Origin of the sequence: Methylobacillus rhizosphaerae, from assembly GCF_900187985.1 — a bacterium.
GTDB lineage: Bacteria > Pseudomonadota > Gammaproteobacteria > Burkholderiales > Methylophilaceae > Methylobacillus > Methylobacillus rhizosphaerae.
On sequence record NZ_FZOA01000002.1, the window covers coordinates 133,723 to 150,787 of the forward strand.

General features: G+C 52.4%; 17 protein-coding genes. 4 read left to right on the forward strand and 13 right to left on the reverse strand.

The features are described 5' to 3' along the window. Positions 1–89: 89 nt before the first annotated feature. Complete coding sequence (locus CHB59_RS02810) at positions 90–1,403, reverse strand: PQQ-dependent sugar dehydrogenase (protein ID WP_089374721.1); 1,314 nt, start codon at positions 1,401–1,403, stop codon at positions 90–92. 141 nt (positions 1,404–1,544) lie between these two features. Between CHB59_RS02810 and CHB59_RS02815 the strand changes: the two genes are divergently transcribed. Then, entirely contained in the window at positions 1,545–2,651 is a 1,107-nt protein-coding gene (locus CHB59_RS02815; protein WP_089374722.1) for a 50S ribosomal protein L11 methyltransferase, read from the forward strand. Between the two features lie 14 nt (positions 2,652–2,665). On the opposite strand, the gene CHB59_RS02820 is transcribed toward CHB59_RS02815, so the two are convergent. The 3 genes from CHB59_RS02820 to CHB59_RS02830 form a co-directional block, all read right to left on the reverse strand. Then, positions 2,666–4,303, reverse strand: coding sequence for a Na/Pi cotransporter family protein (locus tag CHB59_RS02820; protein ID WP_089374723.1), 1,638 nt, complete (start codon positions 4,301–4,303; stop codon positions 2,666–2,668). Between the two features lie 170 nt (positions 4,304–4,473). After that, positions 4,474–5,283: a hypothetical protein gene (locus tag CHB59_RS02825; protein ID WP_089374724.1), complete on the reverse strand. Its 810-nt coding sequence runs from the start codon at positions 5,281–5,283 to the stop codon at positions 4,474–4,476. A gap of 62 nt (positions 5,284–5,345) precedes the next feature. Further along, positions 5,346–5,855 (reverse strand): tetratricopeptide repeat protein, encoded by a 510-nt coding sequence (locus CHB59_RS02830; RefSeq protein WP_218816194.1) that lies wholly within the window; start codon positions 5,853–5,855, stop codon positions 5,346–5,348. Between the two features lie 346 nt (positions 5,856–6,201). Here CHB59_RS02830 and CHB59_RS02835 point away from each other — a divergent pair, with 346 nt between their 5' ends. Beyond that, on the forward strand, positions 6,202–8,067 hold the full coding sequence (locus CHB59_RS02835) for a methanol/ethanol family PQQ-dependent dehydrogenase (RefSeq protein ID WP_089374726.1): 1,866 nt from the start codon (positions 6,202–6,204) through the stop codon (positions 8,065–8,067). 68 nt (positions 8,068–8,135) lie between these two features. Here CHB59_RS02835 and CHB59_RS02840 read toward each other — a convergent pair whose 3' ends face one another. From CHB59_RS02840 to CHB59_RS02870, 7 genes are all read right to left on the reverse strand, one after another. Further along, complete coding sequence (locus CHB59_RS02840; RefSeq protein WP_089374727.1) at positions 8,136–8,747, reverse strand: DUF2238 domain-containing protein; 612 nt, start codon at positions 8,745–8,747, stop codon at positions 8,136–8,138. A gap of 200 nt (positions 8,748–8,947) precedes the next feature. Further along, positions 8,948–9,559, reverse strand: a complete 612-nt coding sequence (locus tag CHB59_RS11775) for a TM2 domain-containing protein (RefSeq protein ID WP_218816195.1) — start codon at positions 9,557–9,559, stop codon at positions 8,948–8,950. A 5-nt stretch (positions 9,560–9,564) separates the two neighbouring features. Continuing rightward, on the reverse strand, positions 9,565–9,924 hold the full coding sequence (locus CHB59_RS02850; RefSeq protein ID WP_089374728.1) for a TM2 domain-containing protein: 360 nt from the start codon (positions 9,922–9,924) through the stop codon (positions 9,565–9,567). A gap of 180 nt (positions 9,925–10,104) precedes the next feature. Continuing rightward, complete coding sequence (locus CHB59_RS02855) at positions 10,105–10,899, reverse strand: class I SAM-dependent methyltransferase (RefSeq protein WP_089374729.1); 795 nt, start codon at positions 10,897–10,899, stop codon at positions 10,105–10,107. 69 nt (positions 10,900–10,968) lie between these two features. After that, positions 10,969–11,355 (reverse strand): hypothetical protein, encoded by a 387-nt coding sequence (locus tag CHB59_RS02860; RefSeq protein WP_089374730.1) that lies wholly within the window; start codon positions 11,353–11,355, stop codon positions 10,969–10,971. A gap of 79 nt (positions 11,356–11,434) precedes the next feature. Then, positions 11,435–11,977, reverse strand: coding sequence for an STM3941 family protein (locus CHB59_RS02865; protein WP_089374731.1), 543 nt, complete (start codon positions 11,975–11,977; stop codon positions 11,435–11,437). Positions 11,978–12,225: 248 nt separating this feature from the next. Beyond that, positions 12,226–12,453 (reverse strand): hypothetical protein, encoded by a 228-nt coding sequence (locus CHB59_RS02870; protein WP_089374732.1) that lies wholly within the window; start codon positions 12,451–12,453, stop codon positions 12,226–12,228. 172 nt (positions 12,454–12,625) lie between these two features. On the opposite strand from CHB59_RS02870, the gene CHB59_RS02875 reads away from it, so the two are divergent. Both CHB59_RS02875 and CHB59_RS02880 read left to right on the forward strand, forming a co-directional pair. Continuing rightward, the gene (locus CHB59_RS02875) at positions 12,626–14,347 is read left to right on the forward strand and encodes a PAS domain S-box protein (protein ID WP_089374733.1); all 1,722 of its coding nucleotides are present in this window, start codon (positions 12,626–12,628) and stop codon (positions 14,345–14,347) included. Then, positions 14,344–14,985: a response regulator gene (locus CHB59_RS02880; RefSeq protein ID WP_179212051.1), complete on the forward strand. Its 642-nt coding sequence runs from the start codon at positions 14,344–14,346 to the stop codon at positions 14,983–14,985. The genes CHB59_RS02875 and CHB59_RS02880 overlap by 4 nt, the downstream gene beginning before the upstream one ends. On the opposite strand, the gene CHB59_RS02885 is transcribed toward CHB59_RS02880, so the two are convergent. Beyond that, on the reverse strand, positions 14,986–15,843 hold the full coding sequence (locus CHB59_RS02885; RefSeq protein WP_281252005.1) for a DMT family transporter: 858 nt from the start codon (positions 15,841–15,843) through the stop codon (positions 14,986–14,988). 71 nt (positions 15,844–15,914) lie between these two features. Next, a complete protein-coding gene (locus tag CHB59_RS02890; protein WP_089374736.1) occupies positions 15,915–17,039 on the reverse strand; it encodes an aromatic ring-hydroxylating oxygenase subunit alpha in 1,125 nt (374 codons plus the stop codon). Positions 17,040–17,065 lie beyond the last annotated feature (26 nt).

Below are 17,065 nucleotides of genomic sequence, written 5' to 3' on the forward strand. Positions count from 1 at the left end.
ATGCCGCATTAGAGCATGCTGGAAAAAGCATGGGCAAGCCCTTTACCGGGCTGTTTGCCAGATCGGGAAGAATTCCGTATCTGTGTTCATTAATTTGCTGACGCTGCGGTGACACGCCAGATAGTGTTGCCTACATCATCGGCGACCATCAATGCCCCTTTCTGGTCAACCAGCACGCCGACCGGACGTCCCTGGGCTTTACCCTGTTTGTTGAGAAAGCCTGTCAGCACATCCAGCGGTGCTCCGGATGGCTTGCCGTCCGCAAACGGTACGAACAACACCTTGTAGCCACTGCTCGGGTTGCGATTCCATGAGCCATGCTGCCCGATGAACATGCCATTGGCAAATTGCGCTGGCAGGGTATTGCCCCTGGCTGCCGCAAGACCAAGGGATGCTGTGTGTGGCCCGACAGCATAATCCGGCGCGATTGCCTTGGCGACCAGGTCCGGCTGTTCTGGTTGCACACGGACATCGACATGGTTGCCATAATAACTATAGGGCCAACCGTAAAAACCGCCATCCTGCACTGATGTAATGTAGTCGGGAACCAGGTCGCTGCCGATTTCATCACGCTCGTTGACTGCGGTCCATAATGCGCCGCTGTCAGGCTCCCAGGCCAGCCCATTGGGGTTACGCAGGCCAGAGGCAAAAATGCGGTGTGCGCCGGTCTGGGAGTCCACTTCCCAAATGGCAGCACGGCCTTCTTCTATCTGCATGCCATTTTCGCCAATATTACTGTTGGAGCCGACAGTGACGTATAGTTTGTGCCCATCCTTGCTGGCAATCAGGTTTTTTGTCCAGTGGTGGTTCAGTGGCAGGCCTGGCAAGTCGATGAACTTGATCGGTGCCGCAGTGATGCTGGTGTCGCCCTCGTGATAAGGAAAGGTAACAATGCTGTCGGCGTTGGCAACAAAGAATGTGCTGCCTATGAGTGCCATGCCGAAAGGTGAATGCAAGTCCTTGAGAAACACAGAGCGTTGATCGGCAATGCCGTCACCATCGGTATCCCGCAGCAGGGTGATGCGGTTTGCGCTGGGCGTGCCGGCGCCGGCGCGCTTCATGTACTTCTCTGCAATCCAGCTACGCAAGGTGGATTTGCCCGCCTCTTTTGGTGGACTATTGGTCTCGGCAACGAGAATATCGCCATTAGGCAATTGATATAGCCAGCGCGGGTGATCCAGGTCCCTGGCAAATGCATTGACTTGAGTGCCTGCAGCTGGCTGGGGTGTGGCATCATCGGACCAGCCGATGGCCTTGGCAATATTCACGGTGGGAATCATGCTGCTGCGTGGTTCCGGTAACTCCGGCTTTGGCCCCATGCCAGCAGCGATTGGTAGTTTTGCCACATCACCACAGGCGGTAAGGGTAAGCGAAATCAGGGCTGGTAGCAGGATTTTATACATGGTGATCCTTTATGGTATTCGTGGGAGCAGGTCTGACCATACTCTATAATGACAGGCTTTATTTATCCCGCAGTCTACTGACGCATCATATGCAAGGAAAGTTCTGATTTGAACACAATATCAGCATCACCCCCTGATTCCATGGTTGTCTGGCAAGAAGATGCACAAGAGCATCGTGCCTTGTGGCGCTCAGGTAATCACAGTAAGGCACCGGTACGTGTGCAGGTGGTGGACGATACTATCAGGGCTGATCAGGCCTATCGTCTTGCATGTGAAGGGACTGCCTTGCTGTGGCGTGGCGATTTCCAGAATGCGCGTCAATTGTTACAGGCCATGACGCGCCGCATGGAGCGCAAGCCGGCAAAGACCTCAACACAAGCTGCCGAGGCATTTCACCTGCACAGACAGGCGCAGGCGCAGCGCGCGCGCGTGCTTGGCATGCTGCTGGTAGAGCTGGAAGCAGATTACAGCATTGCCTTGCGGCGTGCGCCTGACGCACGTGAGGCATGCCAGCAGGTGTATGGTGATGCCGGGCAATCCTCTCTGATCTCCTTGCGCGAGTTGCAGGGCCTGATTGGCGCCTGCGAGTGGCGCAAGAAAGGTGTGGAAGTCCCCGCGCTCAATGCGCGCATTCACCCGTACTACGGTGTTTTTTCCCCGGTGCGTGGAGAATACGTAGATCTGGTAGCCCAGGCTCCCTTGCCGGATGACACACTTGCGTTCGACATAGGTACTGGCAGTGGTGTGCTGGCGGCAGTGCTTGCCCGACGTGGGGTGAAGAAAGTGCTGGCAACAGACCAGGATGACAGGGCGCTGGCCTGCGCGCGGGAGAATATGCAGCGGCTTGGCCTGGCACAGCAGGTTGAGTTGCTTGCGTGCAATTTGTTCCCGGAAGGCCGAGCGCCGTTGATCGTGTGTAATCCGCCCTGGATACCTGCCAGGCCCAATGCGGCGATTGAATATGCCATTTATGATCCGGATAGCGCCATGCTCAAGGGCTTTCTGAATGGTGTGGTAGCACATCTGGCACCTGGCGGCGAAGCCTGGCTCATCCTGTCGGATATTGCCGAACATCTTGGCCTGCGCTCACGCCAGCAGCTGTTGGACATGATCGCCAATGCAGGACTCAATGTGCGGGACAGGCTGGATATTAAACCGCGCCATTCCCGGGCGCATGATGCTTCAGACCCCTTGCACCAGGCCAGGTATGCCGAAGTAACTTCGCTGTGGCGGCTGATTGCTGCCTAGTCAGTAGGCAGCAATCATTCAACCTGTGTTTCTGTTTCAGGGTCCGTTTCGTCAACCCTGTCTGGCGCTGTTGCTTTTGCCTGCTTGGCCTGTTTGTCGAAACTGGCCTGTAACTTGATAAATGCCAGTAAAGCCTTGGTCATCTGCTGGTTGAAGCGGCGGGTTTCCGCTAGCCTGAGCAGATCGTCTCCGCCGGATTCCTGCCCTTTGCGTTCATATAGCACATCCTGAACAATCAGTTGTTTTTTCTTCTGGCGGTCATGGACGAATTGGCGGTAAGCGTTGCGCAATGCTACCGGATCAGGCGGTAAGGGTGCATCGCTCAAGGCCTGCCAGTAGGGAATCTCCAGCTCAAAAGCCGTTGGATCCTGGTTAATGTGGCGTGCAAGGCCAGGGAGCTGTTGCAATGCCATGGAAAGGCGCAATTGGTTTTGCGCCAGCTGATTGAGCAATCCGGCCTCTTTTGCCGACATACCTTGTTGCGCCAGCTTGGCGATATAGAGGTGCAGGTTCTGCAGTATCTGCTTGTTGTCTTCCAGCAGTTGTCCATCCAGTTTCCGTTGCTGCGCCATCATGAGCGCCTGGCGTGCAATCAGCTGTCCGGCCCGCATGCCTTCCATGCTCATGGTCTTGAGTGCCAGGCTGGGTATGGCCAGGCTCGATTGATCCAGCACGAATGGTGCCTGGTACGAAGGTGATTTGAACCTGGTTTCCAGCCAGCGTATCAATGGAGGAGTCAATGGGTACATCAGCACCACTCCCAATGCATTGAATGCGGTGTGGAACAGGGCCAGGATAAACTGCGGCTGGGTGTCGTGGAACACAAACAGGGCAATGCCCTGGATTCCCCAGAGCAGGGGTTTGAGCATCAGCATGGCCACGATGGCGGTCAGGACGTTGAATAGCACATGCAGGCTGGCAACCCGTTTGGCAGTTGCTGTGGCAGACAGGGTAGCCAGCAGGGCCGTCGAGGTGGTACCAACGTTGGAGCCGATAACGACTGCCGCCCCGATTTCCAGCGGTACTGAGCCCGTGGAAACGGCGGTCACGACCAGGGCGACGACTGCCAGGGAGGACTGCATGACGACAGTAAGCGCAATGCCTGCCAGTAAGGAAAGTAGCATGCCCGATACGCCCAGGCTGGTGAGGTAGGCAAAATCCACATTGATGAATACGGCATCAAAACTGGTTTTCAGGTAGCTGAGCCCGAGAAACAGCAGGGCAACCCCAGTCAAGGCCTCCCCAATGCCTTTGCTGCGAGATTGCTTGCTGAGCATCTTGAGTATCACGGCCATTCCCAGAATCGGTAGTGCCAGGCCGTCCATCTTGAAGCTGCCACCCACCACGGCTACCAGCCACGCACTTAATGAGCTGCCGAGGTTGCTGCCATAAATCACGAAGGCGGCGGATGATAGCGACAGAATATTGGCATTGGCGAAGCCGACAATAGTCACAGTGATGGCCGCGGATGATTGCACCGCCAGCGTGCTGATGCTGCCAATGAAAATACCTTGCAGCGGCGTGCCGGCCCAGCGTTGTAGCAATTGCATAAAACTGGGGCCAGCTGCGGTTTTCAGGCCGCGTGTCATCCAGTCTATACCAAGCAGCATGAGACCGACGGCACCCAGCCCCATGAAAAGATTTGACCACATTGAAAAGTGATTGTGCTGATGAAAATTCTAGTTTAGCTGAAAGTTAAGTTGCAAGCAGACAGGATTTCTGGAGCCTTATCAAGTTCTGTCCGGAAATGTATGTCAAAAAAAAGAGAGTATCCCTTGATACTCTCTTTTTTACAGCTACCTAATAAGCAGGTAGTTTAAGGCTACTTGCCGACTTTTAGTTGGCCGCCAGTACCCAGGCCGCCTTTAACTTCTTGCGCCTTGTAGTTACGTAGGGAAATTACCATGTTGTTGTAGGAGTCCATGAATGCAGCGACAGTTGCTTTACCCTCTGGAGTACGAGAGAAGCCACTTAGTCCGCCGGCAGCACCACCACCAAATGCGCCTAAGGCGGCACCAAAATTGGTTGCTGTGGCATTACCTTCAGAAATGCCGATCTGTACGGAAGAGCGGATGTCAAGCAAGGTCAATGTCACGACTGAAACTTTGGATTCCATCGCGCCGGCCAGTACACCAACAGTGCTACCCACCAGGCTGCCGAGTGCACCAGCAATCTTGCCGGTAGAGTCGTTGTCTATGATGATAGCGGGTTCCAGGTAGTAATCAGCAGCAACGCGTTGGCCTTTTTGTTGCTTGGAGCCTGCGCGGTATTCACCGGAGTTGCGTTGTTTATCGGTGATGGCGGAAAGGCGGCTGTCAGTACGACTGTTACCGATGGCTGTAATCACGAAGCAATTTGATTGCTGGACTGCCAGGCGCAATAAAGGCTCAATGCTGGTTACCTTGGTTGCAGCGCCAAAAGAGGCGAACCATTCTTTATCTCGACCATCATCTACAGCAATAGTACCAAGAGGAGCATCGCAATGTTCCAGTTTTGAGTTTGCATTTACACTGGTGCCACCTGCTGCTGCACCTGATGCAGCAGTAGAGGATGAACCAGTAGTGAGCATCCCTCCCAGTGGACCACCATCACTGACACAGCCAGCCAATGACAGGGGTAATAAGACATACATTGCCTTGCTCAAGTTTTTCAGAAGCATATTATTTTCTCTTAAATAACAGGTTGATTAAATGATTAGTAGAAATACCAGGAGGAATCGCGCCAGTAGCTGCGGTAGTGATAACCGCTGTGCCAGTATCCGTACCAAGATGGACGGTATAAGCTGAGCCATTTTCTGTATTCAATTTCATTCTTTTTGGCTTCTTGAGCTTGTTTTAATAGCTGTTGTGCCTCCGAGTTGCCTTTGGCAGCAGCCATGCTTAGCCAGGACTCGGCTTCAGCCGGGTCAGAGCCCATTTCCTCAAGACCCATGAGATAGAATCGACCAACAGCAAGTTGTGCATCAATATCACCATGTTCTGCTGCATGGCGCATCCAAGTCAGTGCTTGATATGAGTTGCGAGTGATGCCATCGCCACGAAAATAACGTAGTCCGAGGTCAAAAGCTGCCCGCGGATCTTGTTCAGCGACTTTGGTAAGTTGTTGAATTTTTAACTCTTCAGTGGCGCTGATAGGGGATTCTGGAGTGAAAGTCTGGGTGTTCCGTGGACGATCGGAGCAACCTTGCTCATCGCAGATACGCACAGTTTGCGATTGGGAAGGATTTGTACTGCACCCCGATAGACTACACAAAAAGATTAGCCCGAGAGATAATGAGAGCTTATGCATATTATTGATTTTAATTTAAATTATTAAAAAGATACTTTTTTTGACAATTGTTAATATTCTAATTTTGCCAAGGATTCTAACCAACTTTGATAAAGAAGACTACATAAAATCCGGTAGTGGGCTGCTATGTTGAGTAATTCTTATTTAAATTTGTGAATATATCCTATAGTCATACCGCGCTATGTCATTGCAGATAAGCCATTACTGTAAATACACCCATATCTTATGTCAGCGCCAGCTATGCTGATGCGTTGAATCAGAAATGCAAACACGATATTCCTTTACTCTACTTTCTTTGTTTTTTGTTTCCACTTATGCGCTATCAGCAGAAGATTCACTACAGCGCCTGACACAGGATGACCGGCAGTGGGTCAGTCCGCGCAAGGATTACTATAATCAGGGCTATAGTCGTCTCAGTCAGGTCAATCGACGCAATGTCTCACAGCTCAAGCTCGCATGGAGTTTTTCCACCGGGATACAGCGTGGGCATGAGGGCGCGCCGCTGGTGATCGGTAATGTGATGTATGTGCATACGGCGTTCCCCAATAATGTTTATGCGCTGGACCTGGATCATGACCAGAAAATCCTCTGGGCGTATTTTCCCAAGCAGTCCAGCGATATCGAGGCGATTCTCTGTTGCGACAATATCAGCCGGGGACTGGCGTACGGGGATGGCAAGATATTGTTGCAGCAGAACAATGGTCTGCTGGTTGCCCTGGATAGCCACGATGGTCATAAGGTGTGGGAAGTACAGGTCAATGATCCTGAACAGGGTGCGACCAATACCAATGCGCCTTATGTTTTTCGTGACAAAGTGCTGACTGGCTGTAGTGGAGGCGAGTTTGGCGTGCGCTGCTTTCTTGCAGCCTATGCCTTGAAGGATGGAGAATTGCAGTGGAAAGCCTATAGCACAGGCCCTGATAGTGATGTACTGATAGGCGCTGGATTCAATGCCGATAATCCGCAATACAGTGCGTTGTCGGTATATGAAGATGTTGCGGGCGGCAACAAGGAAGGCGGCTCGTTTCGTGCCTTGCCCAAGGAAAAACTGAAATTTCCCGAAACTGACCTGGGAATAAAAACCTGGCTCAAGCCCCAGGCTGCTGCCAATGGCTGGGAGCATGGAGGCGGGCCAGTATGGGGCTGGTTTTCCTTTGATCCCAGGCTTAACCTGGTGTACTACGGCACGGGTAATCCATCGGTCTGGAATCCTGATATCCGGCCAGGCGACAACAAATGGGCGATGACGCTTTTTGCCCGTGATCTTGATACCGGCATGGCGCGTTGGGGTTATCAGCTGACACCACACGATGAGTGGGATTATGACAGCGTCAATGAGCTGATCCTATGGGATCATGAGCAACAGAAACTGGCGACTCACTTTGACCGCAATGGGTTTGCCTATACTCTGGAACGCGAGACCGGAAAACTGCTGGTCGCGGAAAAAATGCATCCTTTCGTCAATTGGGCCACAGGTATTGACCTGCAAACCGGGGTGCCGCTCAAGGATGCCCGTTACTCTACGCATGAAGACCATGAAACCGAGGCGATCTGTCCTTCTGCCATTGGTGCCAAGAATATGCAGCCTGCGGCGTACTCGCCACAAAGTGGCTGGTTCTATGTGCCGTTGAACCATCTCTGCATGACATATGAGGCCGTGGAAGCCAAATATGTTGCCGGCCAGCCGTGGGCAGGTGCAAGCCTGACCATGCAGCCTGGACCGGATGGCAACATGGGGGCGTTTATGGCCTGGGACGGGCTCAAGGGAAAGCAGGTCTGGTATAAGCAGGAGAAATTTGCAGTCTGGAGCGGGGCACTGGCCACTGCTGGGCACCTGGTGTTTTACGGCACCCTGGATCGTTGGTTCAAGGCACTGGATGCGCGGGACGGCAAGGAGCTATGGCGTTTCCAGGTGGGTTCGGGCATTGTGGGTAATCCCATGACCTACCAGCACCGGGGCAGACAATATATCGCAGTGTTTTCAGGCGTGGGAGGCTGGGCCGGGGTTGCACTCAACCAGGGGCTCACTGAGGACAGTGATGGAGCCGGTACAGCAGGCGCGTTCCGCGAGTTGAATGATTACAATGCAGCTCCGGGTAGCGGCGCACTGAACGTATTTGCGTTGTAAGTTCGTTTTTCTTCTGGGTTACTACGGAAAAAATGCCACAACTTACGTTTCCCTGGCACTAGCCCGGCCTATCGTCCCAGCCGCACCAGCGCGCGGTCGTGCAGGCGCGACAGCAGCCACAATGCAGAGATGCCACCCAGAAGCGCAAATGCCATGTCAGATTGTGTATCCCATTCGTAGCCTTGCGTGCCGAGGAATTCATCGGCACCTTGTCCCATGATCAGCGCCGCTGCCCATTCGATCAATTCATAGGTAGCGCTGATGGCAAGCACGACACTTAACACCAGGAACGCCAGCATCTTTCTTCCCTTGACATAAGCGCCGCGCAGCAGGATTTCCCGTACAGCGATCGCAGGCACGAAGCCTTGCATAAAATGCCCGATCTTGTCATAAGGATTGCGTTCCAGTCCCAGCCACTGTGCCATCTCGAAACCAAGCGGGACGCGCGCATAGCTATAGGCACCGCCCATGATCAATACCAGCGCATGCAGGAAGATCAGGCCGTAGAGCAGTGTGGTCAATGGATAATGGCGGTAAGTCGCCCACAACGCAGGCAGCACAATGAGCACGGGCAGCACTTCCATCAGCCAGGTCAGTCTGTCGTAGGGCTGAATGCCGGAGATTACCAGGGCCGCAAGCAGGAACAGGGTGCCACACTGCAACCAGCGTAGGCGTGGCATAGAGGTTAACCTTTGTCAGGCCGGTTGAACAGGGAAAACACAATCCCGACCGTGATGCCGATCAATGCTCCCAGGCCAAGGTTATCCAGGCTTAACCCGGCCACAGTACCAACAATAGTGGCCATCGACAGGTTGAATATTTCTTTGTATTTATTTGGCATGATGCAATTATATGTGAGAAAGCACGGCAGTATGCGGTATCAGGCTGTGGATTCAGCGGCACTTCCTTGGACAGTGTACTTGCCGGCGAATGTTTCATCGCTCATCAGCAGGTAACGCATGCCCTCAACCACGGACACGATGGTGGGGATGAATGTCCAGAAGAACAATACATACACCCAGCCATTACGCGCGAGATAGAACTTGTGGATGCCCAGCCAGCCGAACAGGATGGCCAGTATGGCAGTAGCGGTTCTTTTCCTGAAATGGGGAACTACAAACAAGGTCGTGATGAAATAGCCCGCCAGGATGAACAGCCAGCCCCTGGCCATGTGTCCTGCCAGAAAAAGCATGATGGCGAATATCAGGGATACGATTGCCAGGTAGAAAGCAGCAAGGGCGGCAAATGGCCGTCGTCCAAGGCTGGTGAATACGGGAGCCTTGATTTCCACTTCCGGCATGGTTACGCCGCTGATGCGGGTGACTAGAGCTACAGTCAGTGCCGCCACCATGAAATAGAGGGTGGACAATGCCAGAAAAGCAGGCAGGTATTGTGCATACGTTTGAGAAATAAACATGAAGCCGCCGATAAGCAAGCCAGATGCGATAACTGAAACGATGGCATCACTCATGGAGTTGGTGATTTTCATCATGCTGCTCACGCGCCGCCATATTTACGGTTGAATTCCTCATCGCTCATGACCAGGTAGAGGATGAACTCGATAAAGGCGATGATGGCCGGGATGAAAGTCCAGAAGAACAACAGGTACACAATGCCCCAGCCAATGCGACCCAGATAGAATTTATGAATGCCGAAACCACCGAGGAAGAATGCAAGCAGCGCAGCAACCAGCTTGCTTTTGCCATTGGGTGCTACAGAAGACAGCGAGCCGGGAGCCGGTAATTGCCTGACGCCACACTTGGGGCAGATTTCCGCTTTTTCATTGATGATCTCACCACAGTCCTTGCAGAATTTCTCGTCGATATTCTTCTGCTTGGTCGCAGATGCTTCATTCATTTTTCTTCCCCCTCAATTCAGTTTTTTATGCCATGGAAAACCTGCCGGTACGTTTACTGCGAGGTATCAGCCCAGAGGTATGACGACTAGGCTAATGATATTCCTATTATTTTGCCTTACTTGACTGTGCTGGAAAGCATGATGCGATTCTGCCTGGTATGACTGCTAGGTTCAATAGGTTCAGCGTGGTGCCGGGACATGGCCTTTGACTGCATTGGCGCAAGCGTTGCATATAATGCGTCCTGAGGTATCGGTCGGCAAGCATGCGCGCATGCGTGTCTTGAGAGTGGCAATGTCGCTGGGGCTCATGGCGGCGAGCTTCTGTCCAACACTGGGAGCGCCTAGCGCGATTGTCCAATATTCATCGAAACTGGCAAAAATGCGTTGGACGGTAATTTTTCGAGTGTCGATGTCATGCAGCCCGGCTGCAGTCCACAAATCCCGCATCACCTCTATGCTGGAGGCGTCAGGGCTGGGTGGGGCAGGAATGGATACGCCCAGCTCGCGCATTTCGGTATGCAGCGCATGATAAGGAAATCCACCATGCTCCATGTCCCAGGCATAGGCCGCCACCATGCCATCCGGACTGACAGTGCGTACCATCTCCATCACCCCTTTGAGCGGGTCTGGCACAAAGAAAATCACTAATGGCATGACTGCCACATCGAACAGATTACCAGGGTAGGGCAACGCCATGGCATCTCCACAACTGAGCTGGGCGGCGTGCAGGGCAGGACGTGCCTGGGCGTAGGCAAGCTGTGCTTCCGATGGATCTATCCCATGCACTGAAAGAGGCGAGCACTGTTCGATGAGCATTTCAGTGAAAGCCCCATTGCCACATCCCACATCCAGCCAGCGCATGCCTGGTGCCGGGGCAAGCCAGTCGAGAAACACCTGGCCTGCAAGTTGGCTCCATTTACCCATGTATTGTTCATAAGTGGCGCCATTATTGAAGCGAATCTGCGGATGGTTCATCTTGATGACTCAGGGAATCTGTACGATGCGTAGCACATCAATGTCTGATACGAGAGGGGGCGGGCCTGTTCATTCATGGTCACGCAGTTTCAGTACCCTCTGAACCCCGGTTTTGTCGATTTCTGTCAATGTGGATGGTGTGTAAAGGTAATCGAGACGGAATTTGCCTTGCTGGCTAGACTGGAGCTCATCAATATACAAGGAAAGGCAATAGTTTTCAGAAACTGTTTCCTGCAATTGACACCATCCCCAATGTGCCTTGGAAGTGGCCAGCACTAGCTCGGCACCGTCTGGCTTTACCGTGCGGGAAGAATAAGCCGCATTGCCATCCTCATAGAGTACCACCATGGTCTGCTCTTTTTCATTGCTGATTTGAAATTGCTTGGGCCAGTGGTCGGGGGCCGCTGACAACGCATGCGCAAATGTGAGTGATACGAATGCCAGTATCCATTTCATGGCTAACTCCTTGAGTTTAGGTGCTTATTTCCTTGTTAGGCAATGTATTTTGATTGATTGCACAGGAATACCTTGTCAATCATGCCTGATGATAGCGGGCAAAATACTCACTGCTGATTCTCTGCAACTCATCAAAATTGATGCTGAGCGAACTGGCAGTAATGGCAACTGGGCTGCCGCACATCCTGAAATTGGTTCTTTTCAACGAGCGTTTCATTGCGCTGCCAGTTTCAATATACTCATCCGGGTTCTTGACCTGAACAATCAGGATTCTCTGCTTGTGTGACTCGTAAATACCAAACCCAGTGATATCACGCCATGGCACCAGGCCAGCGGCAAGACTACTACTATTATCCGTAATGCCAGCCGCATTGAAAATAAGAGCGGGCTTCTTGTTGAACAACCTACGCATGGCTGCCACACCACAAAAACCAAAAAACACAATCATCACCCATCCTGCCCCCTGCATCAGCCACGCATGATTGAAACGATGATGGGTTTCAGTGAGCAACGTATCAAGAAACACCATCCACAACCCGCCTCCGACAAATGCAAGAGAAGCCAGGATAAGCAGGAATATTTTGGTTTTACTGAAAGTAATGACGGTTTCTTCTGGGAGCATGAGATTCCTTTTGCCGGATACAGTGACCTGCACATAGCGCTGATCGGACTAAGGATTAAATATGACACACCACATTTTGGCAAGCAGCGGTGCTGAGGGTGGAGCATCAAAGCGGGCAGTGTTTAGCTTTACCTCGCAATTAAAATGGCTGTCTGGATATCTTCGCGAGTAGCACGTTTTTTCAGGGAATATTGGCTTGCCATGGCGTCAATAGGTGTCTGTAATTTATCCATATTGGCACAAGCGAATTACTTTGTTTCATGGGTAGGTTCAGAAACAATGGAGGTTTTAAGTTTTTCCATTGCAGCGGCTGGCAAGCGAACAATAAAAAATACCAAATAATCACCATGAAAATCAGGATATGTGGCTGTTTTGTAAATTAATTTATCCTTGGATTTCAATGGGGAGTATACAAAGTGTTGCAGTTCTGCCGCATAAGCGCCGAGGTAGACTATGGTGAGTGTCAGGATTGCCAAGTATGCAATTCTGCATACTTTTCTCTATAGTTTTGCTGCCTATTTGCTTGAGAGCGGTTACGATACCGTTGCTGTGTGAGCGTGATGGGGCCACAGTGATGTTTCGACAATGATGATTACCGATCTACTGAAAGGATGCGCTCTGGGTGAGCAGTCCGCTGGATAATTTACTATGAGTTTACGTGTCAGGTTCAATCTGCTGATTACTACTTTGCTGCTGCTGTTGATGCTGGCAGTGGGGTATGTGGTGATCAAGGGCATGCGTATTTCCACGGAGGAGAGTGTGGAGGCGGCTACCCGAGTGACGGTGCAGTTGCTGGACACGGTGATCATCAATTCGCGGCAGAATCCGGAGTGGGGCTATACGCATGATGTGATGCATACTTTCCTCAAGTCGCTCGGGCATGTGCGCAGCAGTGAGATTTTTCTTTATAACGCGCAGGGTGAGCTGATGTATCAATCGCCGCCATCCACTTACCGTGCAGGCGATTCGCCGCCACCTTTATGGTTTGCCCGCATGGTCGAGCCGGAGCCGGAGGTGGTGTCGCGCCGTATCCGGTTCGGGATGCTGGTTGTGTCTTCCGATGCTGCGGGAGCGATACGTGAGTCCTGGGCTTCATTCAAGAATCTACTCTGGATTGAGTTTGTATTTTTTGTGCTGCTGAATGCCTTGATTTACTGGATGCTGGGGCGCTGGCTCAAGCCTGCGGATGATATTCTGAAGGCAATTTCTGCGGTGGAGCAGGGTAATCTGGATGTTCGCCTGCCGAAGTTCAATGTTCCGGAATTTTCACGTATTGCGCAGAATTTCAACCTGATGGGGGAGTCGCTGCGTGACCGTACGGAGGAGAATCGTCGGCTGGCATTGATCGTGCAGCAGGCCGCGGATGCCATCATGATCCATGATCCCAGTGGAAATATTTCCTTCTGGAACCCGGCAGCGCAGCGTATGTTTGGTTATGCGCCGGCAGATATCATTGGTCATTCCGCGAGTCTGTTGCTGCCGCCTGATCATGGGCATGAGCTTGAGTATAGCCAGGCTGCATTGGCGGCTGAAGGGAATATTGAGCATTATGATACGCAGCGGGTGGCGCGCGATGGCAAGTTGCTGGATGTGTCGCTTTCTGTAGCACCGTTGATGGACCCGAAAACCGGTGAGATTATCGGTGAGATTTGTAGTATGCGGGATATTACCGAGCGTAAGCTGGCTGAGGAAACTGCCCGCAAATTGGAGGAAAACCGCCAGTTGACGCACTTGATCCAGCGTCATATCGAGGATGAGCGTCGCAGCCTGGCCCGCGAGCTGCATGATGAGCTGGGGCAATATGTGACGGCAATCAAGACGTTTGCGGTTGCCATTGCCAATAAAACCAGGAGTGAAATGCCAGCGATCGAGAGCAGCGCACAAACCATAGTCTCGGCAGCCAATCATATCTATGACGGCATGCATAACATCATCCGTCATTTACGTCCCGGATCGCTGGATAACCTGGGCTTATCGGAAGCCTTGCGTGATTCCGTGGCTGACTGGCAGGCGCAGAATCCTCAGGTGAAGTTCAATCTTGAGTTGCATGGCAGGCTGGACCCGCTGGGGGAAAGTATCAATATCAATCTTTATCGTATTGTCCAGGAGTCGGTGACCAATGCCTTGCGTCATGCGCAGGCTGATCGCATTGATATCAGCCTGTCCCGGCATGAAAATGGTACGCTCACACTTTTGGTCAAGGATAACGGGGTGGGCATGAATATGTGCAATGTGGATCAGAGCCGCCATTTCGGCTTATTGGGGATGCGGGAGCGCACCCAGGCCTTGTATGGCAGTTTCAGTGTTGATTCCCTGCCGGGCGAAGGGTCAACCATTCTGGTAACGGTGCCAGAGAGAGTGGCGCAATGAGTACAACAATCCGGGTCATGCTGGTGGATGATCATGCTGTGGTACGCATGGGTTTCAAACTGCTGCTGGAGTCTGACCAGGCCATCCAGGTGATTGCCGAGGCCGAGAGCGGCGAGCAGGGCATCAAGTTATACCAGGAGCACAAACCGGATGTCGTGGTGATGGATATCACCATGCCAGGCATCGGGGGACTGGAGGCGATTGACCGTATACGAGCCAAGGATGAGCATGCCCGCATTCTGGTGCTGTCTGCACATGAGGATTCCGTGCACCCCAAACGCGTGTTGAACGCGGGTGCCATGGGTTACCTGACCAAGCGCAGTGCTGCCGAAGAGCTGATCAAGGCTATTCATACAGTGGCAGCTGGCAAGATGTACCTGGAAGCCAATGTGGCGCAGCAGATGGCGATACAACAAATTTCCGGTCAGCAGAATCCGGTGGATATACTGTCTGACCGTGAGTTTGAGGTCTTCATGGCACTTGCTAAGGGCAAAACCACTAATGAAATTGCCGACACCTTATCTTTGTCGCCGCGGACAGTCGGTACGCATCTCTATAACATCAAGCAGAAACTCAATGCCAGCAATTCAGCGGAAATTGTCTTGATTGCCATGCGTTCTGGCTTGATTGATCCTTGATCATGTTTTCTTAGGTCTGGAGCGGACGCTGATGATGCCGCTGAGGATGATGAGGGCTACTGCCAGCCAGCGGTCAGGTGACAGCATTTCTCCCCAGATCAGGATGCCGAACAAACTAGCCAGCAGTACTGTGGTATAGGCCAGGCTACCGACGACCAGTGGATTACCAGTGCGATAGGCACGGGTCATGGCAAGTTGGGCGATGGTGGATGCAGCCCCTATGCCAAGCAGCAAAGGAATGTCCTGCCAATTCAGGGCGGTGGAATGGTAGAACAGCATCCAGAGTCCACTGCCAACGGTGCAGACCAGGGTAAAGTAAAACACAGTGCGCCAATCTGGCTCTCCCGCGCGCCCAAGTTGGGTCACATGTACGTAAACAACACCTGCCATCGCTCCGGAAAGCAGGCCGATGGTGCCAGCAATCAATTCTTCTATATGCAGGCTGGGTTTCAGTAGCAGGGCGACGCCAATAAAGCCGATGATGACGGCAAGAATGAGTGATTTTCGCGGTTTTTCATGCAGCATGAACGGAATGGCCATGGCAAGGAATAGTGGCGAGGTGTAATTAAGCGTGATGGCAGTAGCCAGTGGTAACTCACTGATGGAAAAGAAAAAGCAGAGCAGTGAGATGAAGCCTAGAATGGCGCGCTTCATGTGCGTGCGGATCAAGGGGGTTTTCAGCGTGACCTTGTAATACCGTGTCATGATGGTGATGAACACCAGGCCGAACAGTGAGCGGTAAAACACCAGTTCAGCGCTGCCGAATTTTTCGGCGCCCAGCTTGACCAGTACGCCCATGATGGCAAAGAAAAAGGCAGCAACCAGCATCCACAGGCTGCCGAGTCTGGGTAGATTCAAGATGATTCTTTCTGACTGCGTGAGCAGTCCAGGGTGATCAGGCAGGCGGCCAACAGGGCGGCCTGCTATGTTTATTTGTCCAGGTGCGGGTCAAGTTGCCTGCGCAACCAGGCGTGAAAATGTTGCATTCCGGTTTCCATTGGGTGCTGGTAGGGGCCGCGCTCATCCAGCCCTTGCGCCGCCAGTGCGACACGGCCATCGTGCATGCGCTGGCAGATTTCCATGTCTTCTACTGCTGTTTCCGTATACGCAGCCTGTTGCGCAGCAACAAACTCCTCTTCGAACAGAGCAATGTCTTCAGGATAGTAAAATTCCACGACATTGGTGCAAGAGGAGGGACCTCTTGGAATGATGTGGGAAACTACCAGGGTGTTTGGGTACCATTCAATCATGAGGAATGGGTAGTAGACCATCCAGATAGCGCCATGCCTGGGAGGCTGCTTGTTGTAGCGCAGCACTTCGCTCTGCCAATGATCATAGATGCGTGAGCCGGATTTCTCCAGCGCCTTGTGCACGCCGACAGTTTGCACGCTGTACCAATCGCCAAATTCCCAGTTCAGGTCATCACAATCCACGAAGTTGCCCAGGCCAGGATGGAACGGGCCGACATGGTAATCCTCCAGGTAGACTTCAATAAAAGTCTTCCAGTTGAAGTTGTACTCATCCACTATGACACGGTTGAGCTTGTAGCCCGTGAAGTCAAAACTCTGTTTGCACCCCAGTTTGTTGAGGTCTTGCGCAATGTCGCGCTTGCCGTCGAATAGCAAGCCCTGCCAGTTTTTCAGGCTGACCTTGTTCAGGTGAAGGCAGGGGTTTTCCTTAAAATGAGGAGCGCCCAGCAGTGTGCCTTGCGTATCGTAAGTCCAGCGATGCAGGGGGCAGATGATATTTTTTGTCTTACCACTGCCCTTGAGCATCAAGGCCTGTCTGTGGCGGCAGACATTGCTGATCAGTTCAATGCCGTTTTCATTGCGGATCAATGCCTTGGCGTTGTTCATCCATTCCAGAGCGTGATAGCTACCAATCTCGGGCACCATGAGTTCATGCCCAAGGTACTGTGGCGCATGGGCGAGCAAGTGTTGTTGTTCCAGTGCGTAAATAGCCGGGTCCACATACCAGGAGACCGGCAACTGGGTACTGAATTGCGGATCGTGGCCCTGGGTGGGCAGTGTGGTAACGGATGCAAGTGATACCATAGTGAATGGACAGTTCTATAAAACAA

What these genes read in the sequence shown, in the direction of transcription:
- CHB59_RS02810 (WP_089374721.1), bottom strand. Translation starts at nt 1,403, where the DNA reads ATGTATAAAATCCTGCTACCAGCCCTGATTTCGCTTACCCTTACCGCC.
- CHB59_RS02815 (WP_089374722.1), top strand. Translation starts at nt 1,545, where the DNA reads ATGGTTGTCTGGCAAGAAGATGCACAAGAGCATCGTGCCTTGTGGCGC.
- CHB59_RS02820 (WP_089374723.1), bottom strand. Translation starts at nt 4,303, where the DNA reads ATGTGGTCAAATCTTTTCATGGGGCTGGGTGCCGTCGGTCTCATGCTG.
- CHB59_RS02825 (WP_089374724.1), bottom strand. Translation starts at nt 5,283, where the DNA reads ATGTATGTCTTATTACCCCTGTCATTGGCTGGCTGTGTCAGTGATGGT.
- CHB59_RS02835 (WP_089374726.1), top strand. Translation starts at nt 6,202, where the DNA reads ATGCAAACACGATATTCCTTTACTCTACTTTCTTTGTTTTTTGTTTCC.
- CHB59_RS02840 (WP_089374727.1), bottom strand. Translation starts at nt 8,747, where the DNA reads ATGCCACGCCTACGCTGGTTGCAGTGTGGCACCCTGTTCCTGCTTGCG.
- CHB59_RS11775 (WP_218816195.1), bottom strand. Translation starts at nt 9,559, where the DNA reads ATGATGAAAATCACCAACTCCATGAGTGATGCCATCGTTTCAGTTATC.
- CHB59_RS02850 (WP_089374728.1), bottom strand. Translation starts at nt 9,924, where the DNA reads ATGAATGAAGCATCTGCGACCAAGCAGAAGAATATCGACGAGAAATTC.
- CHB59_RS02855 (WP_089374729.1), bottom strand. Translation starts at nt 10,899, where the DNA reads ATGAACCATCCGCAGATTCGCTTCAATAATGGCGCCACTTATGAACAA.
- CHB59_RS02860 (WP_089374730.1), bottom strand. Translation starts at nt 11,355, where the DNA reads ATGAAATGGATACTGGCATTCGTATCACTCACATTTGCGCATGCGTTG.
- CHB59_RS02865 (WP_089374731.1), bottom strand. Translation starts at nt 11,977, where the DNA reads ATGCTCCCAGAAGAAACCGTCATTACTTTCAGTAAAACCAAAATATTC.
- CHB59_RS02875 (WP_089374733.1), top strand. Translation starts at nt 12,626, where the DNA reads ATGAGTTTACGTGTCAGGTTCAATCTGCTGATTACTACTTTGCTGCTG.
- CHB59_RS02880 (WP_179212051.1), top strand. Translation starts at nt 14,344, where the DNA reads ATGAGTACAACAATCCGGGTCATGCTGGTGGATGATCATGCTGTGGTA.
- CHB59_RS02890 (WP_089374736.1), bottom strand. Translation starts at nt 17,039, where the DNA reads ATGGTATCACTTGCATCCGTTACCACACTGCCCACCCAGGGCCACGAT.